Genomic DNA, 5,666 nt, shown 5'->3' on the forward strand with positions numbered 1-5,666 from the left:
AAAGCTTTTCAGGCTCAGCTTGCGGATGATATCATTGCATTCGTATGCCGTGATATTGCCCTGCCTGTTTTCGGCTCCTATAAACTGCAGCCAGTCGTACCCGTTACCATACGGGTATTGCTTTATAAACGCTCTCCACTCGGTGATATAATCCGAGCTCAATGGTTTATCACCGCTTTTTCGGGGAACCACAGGATATGAAAAATGAATATCGGGATGGACCAAACCGGCTGTTTTTGACCATGCGGGCTGCCGTTGCATCCATTCATCTGCCTGCTGCCCGCTTTCGTTTACAGGCACAGCATCATTTACTTCCGCATCGGCCTCGCCAAAAAGTGATGCGGGAGCAGTGGCGGCAACGTTGGCATCAGCGTATGAAAAAAGACTTACATAGTTGGCAAATGCCAAAGCCAGTGGCAGGGCGCCGGAGCCTTCTTTGCCTAAAAACAGTAAAGCATGACTTAAGCGATTTTGCCTAACCAGTTGTAAAAGCTGCTGTTTTACATTTTCCTGCCCTATGACATCCTTAAATAACATGGACGCTAAAATAAGCAATCCGGCGAAAGTAAAGGAGGATGGATCATTTTCAGGTTTCGTTATTCATTGTATTTATTGCTCTTTCAGGCTTATATCCCTTTTTTATTGTTTCACCGAACTTTTCCATGACCAATGCTGCACTCCCGATCAATTCTGCTTCATAGCCCAGTGTAGAAATGGCGATTTCGGTATTAACGGCAAGTCTGGGTATACAATGTTCGTTGAGGGCCTGTTGTATAGGCGCCTGCCATATTTTGCCGGCCAGCGCGCCTCTTCCGCTCAGCACTACAATCCCGGGATTGAGCAGGTGGATCAGTATAGCGATCCCTCTTCCTATATTATAACCTGCTTCCGACAATAGCTCTATGGCGAAACGGTCGCCCCTGCCGGCCGAAAAAATTATTGTTTCGGCATCTTTTTCGAGGTCTTCTTCTTTGCCTGAAAGTAAATTTTTCAATACGGTTACCCTGCCCGCCTGTATGCCCGCCTTTGCTTTTTCCACAATCACAAAAAGCGAGGTTTCCGTTTCCAGGCAGCCGCTTTTCCCGCAACTGCACAGCTTGCCATTGTTAAAGAGTGGTATATGACTAAATTCCCCCGCAAACCCGTTATCTCCCCTGAAGAGCCTACCTTCCAGTATCATTCCCAAACCCACGCCCCACCCGATATTGATAACCATAGCATTTCGCCTGTTGCGGGCAGCGCCAAACTTCAGTTCGGCTAGCCCCACAATGCCCGAATCGTTTTCAATATAAGCCGTAAGCTTTGTGCGCTTTGCTACATAAGCTGTAATGCTTTCGCCTTTTGTTTGCAAAAAACTGTAATTAAGTCCCTGCTGCGGATCCACAAACCCCGGCATGCCTATGCCGATGCCTGCAATCCTGGTTTTGCTCACTCCGGACTGTTCTATAACATATTCAATTTTGTCGGTTAGTACCGATAAAGCCATGGGGTTATCGGCCAGCCGAAGCTCAAATTTTTCTACCGGCCGTACATGCCTGTTCTGCATATCCATAACGGCTATCCGCGTAAAAAACTGGTCCATGGCCACCGATACGGTATAAAGAATATCGGGCTTGAGCGAATACATTAAGGGGCGACGCCCCCCGCTTGAAGGAGCATAGCCGGTTTCAATAACAATCCCCTCAGCAATAAGTTCATTCAATATTTTAGTGGTGAGCGAAAGACTTTTATCTATTTTATGGCTTAACTCGGCACAGGAGAGTAAATTGGAAAAGTAGAGTTGCCTGGTGATTTTTCTCTTATAAGATTGACTTTTAGCGGTCATACAAGTAAATGAATACCATCGTTTTTAGTAATATACAGTAAGTTAGCACAAGTTTTTTAATAAAATATAAACCGCCTGATCATATTCCCCATAATACTTGTTTCTATTCATCCATTGATAAGTATTAATCCCTGTTTAGGCTTCCTGCCCCATCCATATGGCACCGCCAATGCTGCTCCGGCGGGCGCCGGTTACCGATGCCAGCACATTGTTTTCCTCTCTCCAGCGCAACACACCAATCAGGGCCATTATCAATGCTTCCTTGTACTTAACCGTTTTTTTGTCGGGGATCACCAGTTCAATATCCAGCGGTTGGACGCAATGCTGCAACCGCTCCGTTAAAAACGTGTTGAACGCTCCCCCACCGGTTACCAGCATTTTTTTGGAGACCCCTTTTTCTTCTGCCGCTCCTTCTTTTATTTGCTCAACAGCGGCTTTAACCTGAACAGCGATATGTTCTGCATACGTGCAGAGGGCATCTTCCAAACTGCATTCCTGCTCAACCACCAGCGGGTATACCACGTCATTTCCAAAAACATTGGAAAGCGATTTGGGGTAAGGCTCTTTATAAAAAGGCAACTTATTCAGGATGTCCAGCAGTGCCTGATCCACTTTGCCGGTTGCGGCCATTTGTCCGCCTTCATCGTATGCTTTCCCTGCCTGCGATGCAAGCAGGTTCAGCACCCGGTTAGCCGCACAAACATCAAAAGAAACATAAGTATCAGCAGTATGTGAAGATATATTGGCAATGCCTCCAATATTTAAGCAATAATCAAATTCATTAAAAAGCAATTTATCTCCAATGGGTACAATAGGCGCTCCCTGCCCGCCCAGAGCCACATCCAGAGCCCGCAGCTCACTGATCACCGGAATGCCTGTTTCGGCGGCAATAGCCGCTCCGTCTCCCAGTTGGGCGGTCATTTTTTTGTGCGGCATGTGAAAGGTGGTATGCCCGTGAGAAGCAATGAGCTGTACCTGGTAGTGTAATTGATATTTGTTAACAAACGCATTTACCTCTGCACCAAGATAATGCCCGTATTGGGCATGCAACAGCTGGTAATCCAAAGCATTAAGCTGTACAGCAGATTGTAATTTGTTTACCCATTCCACGGAGTAGGGATAACACTCCGCATGTGCGATATCAAAATTCCACTTCCCGGCGTTTTCATGAAAATGAACAAAAGCAATATCCAGCCCGTCTAATGAGCTGCCGCTCATGAGACCAATAGCGCGGTAAATCATCAAAGAAATTTTAGATTACAAACTACAGCGTTTAGATTTGTTGCATAAAACTATTGATTTACACGGAACTATTGGTAACCCAAACAATGTTTTATGATTATAAACCTTAGTACAACGCATTCACTGGTGAGCAATTGGGTAGGCGAGTTAAGGCATACGGATATTCAGACAGACAGGATGCGTTTCAGAAAAAACCTTGAAAGAACAGGCGAAGTAATAGCCTACGAAATAAGCAAAACACTGGAATGGGAAGAACAGGAAATCCCTACTCCTTTGGGTATATCTGTATGTAAGGTGATGAAGGAACAACCTGTACTGGCCACCATTTTACGTGCAGGGTTGCCTTTGCACCAGGGAGTGCTGAACTATTTTGATAAAGCAGACAATGCATTTATATCTGCCTACCGGAAGCATCACAGGGACGGCTCTTTTGAAATCAGCATTGAATATGTATCCTGCCCGGATCTGGACAACCGCATATTGATCATTTCAGACCCCATGCTGGCCACGGGCGCATCGCTGGTTAAAACACTGCAGGCCTTAAAGGCAGAAGGTCAGCCAAAGGAAATTCATATTGTTTCGGCAATAGCCTGCACCGTGGGTATTGAATTTGTGCGCCGGGAGGAGCCCACGGTAAAGATATGGTGTGGCGCCATAGACGATGAATTAACAGCCAAGGGATTTATAGTACCCGGATTAGGAGATGCAGGAGACCTTTCGTTTGGCTCAAAAACGCAGTCTTAGTTCAAATATTCGTAACTTGACGAACAATTCAACCAGGATGAAAAAAATCCTCGTACCACTGCTGCTTATTGTGTGTGTTAGTGTCCATGCACAGGACCCGCATTTTTCGCAGTTTTTTTCATCCCCCTTAACGCTGAACCCTGCTTATACCGGTAAATTCGACGGCACTTTTCGCGTGGCAGGCAATTACCGTAATCAATGGCCTACGATCAATAATGCTTTTACCACCGCAACCGCTTCGGTTGATTTTGCACTGCTGCAAAGCCGCATTCCCGAATTTGATACCTGGGGTGTGGGCATTATGGGCCTGAATGACCAGAGCGGTAATAAAATACTCAACAACAATTTCATTTCAATTTCAACAGCTTATCATAAAGCATTGGACGAAAACGGGTACCATACCCTCACCGTTGGCTTCCAGGGCACTTATGCCAATAAACGGCTCGACATCAGCAAAGCCACTTTTGAAGACCAGCTCACTTCCCTGGGATTTACAGGCGTTACCAGCGAAGTGTTTAACACCAGGAATGTTGCCGTAAATTATTTTGATGTAAATGCCGGGTTCTTGTACAGCGGCAGCACCAACGGTTATAATAATTTTTATCTCGGTGTATCGTCCTATCACATCAGCCGTCCGAAAGAATCCTTCCAGGGAGGTAACTATATTCTTAACCCCCGGCTTACCGTTCATGGCGGAGGATATGTTCCTATGGGCCGCATCACTACTTTTCATGGCAGCTTTATCCATCAGCGCCAGGCAGGCGCTACCGAAACCGTTCTGGGCGGTGCGGTTGCTTTTAGCCTGAGCGATGATGAAGCACTTGAAAGCAATTTATATACAGGGCTATGGTATCGTTTGGGGGATGCTTTCATTCCGTATGTAGGCATTGAATTTTCGGGGCTCAGATTGGGCTACAGCTACGATATCAACAACTCTTCCCTGAGCACTGCTTCCAACAGCAGGGGTGGAAATGAAATATCGCTCATTTTCGTAAGGAAGCCCTCTGATCCTTCCAGGAGAAAACTGGGTTGCCCGAAGTTTTAAGATGAGAAGACAGGGATCACAGCTTTTCCAGCAACTCTACCACTTTCTCGCTTTTTAAAATAAAATAACCGAGGCGGTCATTGCTTATGCCGTCTTTTAGCTGGTAGCTGAATTCCAGCTTGCCATTACTGATACTGGTTTCAAAATATTTAAAGGAAATGGTAGGGTACACTTTTATTTCTTCTCCAATTTCATAAAGGTGCGTTGAAAGAATGAACAAAGAGCCTTTAATGCGGATGAGCCCTTTAATTACTGCAAGTGAACAGCGCATAGCATCCTGCATATTCGTTCCTTTGAACAGTTCATCAATCAGCACCAGCCATTTTTTGCCATTGCTGATGGTGAGGATCGTTTTTTTTATGCGCTGCACTTCATTAAAAAAATAGCTTTCGCCCTTTACAATATTATCTTCAACATTGATATTGCTTAAAATACCGTCGAACAAAGAAAGCTGCAGCTTTTCTGCAGGAACGCCCATGCCCAGATGCGCGAGGTATACCGCCACGCCAAGCGATTTAATGAAAGTGCTTTTGCCCGCCATATTGGCCCCGGTCAAAAAAAGGAAGTTGCTTTTGGGTGATAATTCTATGTTGTAAGATACCGGCTGCGGCAAAAGAATATGATATATTTTATCCGCTTTTACAAATGGCTCATCCGAAACAACAAACTCCGGGAAGGTTAACCGGTAATGCTGAACCGCCCTGGCCATCGAATACCAGGCATCCAACTGGTAAAATATTTCGCTCAGCTCATTAAGCCGCGTTTTAAAAGCTTTTTGTAAAAAATGACCATAATAAAGGTTTTCCTTTA

Annotated in this window: 5 protein-coding genes and 1 pseudogene; 2 read left to right on the forward strand and 4 right to left on the reverse strand. The window is 45.3% G+C overall.

Going from position 1 to position 5,666, the window contains the following annotated elements; translation table 11 throughout:
* The 3 genes and pseudogenes from PLH26_RS18830 to PLH26_RS18840 all read right to left on the reverse strand — a co-directional run.
* Positions 1-537 (reverse strand): annotated as a pseudogene (locus tag PLH26_RS18830) (hypothetical protein); the annotation flags it as partial.
* 49 nt (positions 538-586) lie between these two features.
* Positions 587-1,825 carry an ROK family protein gene (locus PLH26_RS18835; protein ID WP_324587571.1) on the reverse strand — a complete coding sequence of 413 codons (1,239 nt, stop codon included), beginning with the start codon at positions 1,823-1,825 and terminating at the stop codon, positions 587-589.
* A 135-nt stretch (positions 1,826-1,960) separates the two neighbouring features.
* Entirely contained in the window at positions 1,961-3,067 is a 1,107-nt protein-coding gene (locus tag PLH26_RS18840) for an anhydro-N-acetylmuramic acid kinase (RefSeq protein WP_324587572.1), read from the reverse strand.
* 93 nt (positions 3,068-3,160) lie between these two features.
* On the opposite strand from PLH26_RS18840, the gene upp reads away from it, so the two are divergent.
* Both upp and PLH26_RS18850 read left to right on the forward strand, forming a co-directional pair.
* Positions 3,161-3,811 (forward strand): uracil phosphoribosyltransferase, encoded by a 651-nt coding sequence (upp, locus tag PLH26_RS18845; protein WP_324587573.1) that lies wholly within the window; start codon positions 3,161-3,163, stop codon positions 3,809-3,811.
* Positions 3,812-3,848: 37 nt separating this feature from the next.
* A complete protein-coding gene (locus PLH26_RS18850; protein WP_324587574.1) occupies positions 3,849-4,856 on the forward strand; it encodes a PorP/SprF family type IX secretion system membrane protein in 1,008 nt (335 codons plus the stop codon).
* Between the two features lie 16 nt (positions 4,857-4,872).
* Here PLH26_RS18850 and PLH26_RS18855 read toward each other — a convergent pair.
* Positions 4,873-5,666 (reverse strand): MutS-related protein (locus tag PLH26_RS18855; protein WP_502876418.1); only part of this gene is annotated, 794 nt, incomplete at its 5' end.

Source organism: Agriterribacter sp. (assembly GCF_035444585.1).
Taxonomy (GTDB): domain Bacteria; phylum Bacteroidota; class Bacteroidia; order Chitinophagales; family Chitinophagaceae; genus Agriterribacter.

What these genes read in the sequence shown, in the direction of transcription:
- PLH26_RS18840 (WP_324587572.1), bottom strand. Translation starts at nt 3,067, where the DNA reads ATGATTTACCGCGCTATTGGTCTCATGAGCGGCAGCTCATTAGACGGG.
- upp (WP_324587573.1), top strand. Translation starts at nt 3,161, where the DNA reads ATGATTATAAACCTTAGTACAACGCATTCACTGGTGAGCAATTGGGTA.
- PLH26_RS18850 (WP_324587574.1), top strand. Translation starts at nt 3,849, where the DNA reads ATGAAAAAAATCCTCGTACCACTGCTGCTTATTGTGTGTGTTAGTGTC.
- PLH26_RS18835 (WP_324587571.1), bottom strand. Translation starts at nt 1,825, where the DNA reads ATGACCGCTAAAAGTCAATCTTATAAGAGAAAAATCACCAGGCAACTC.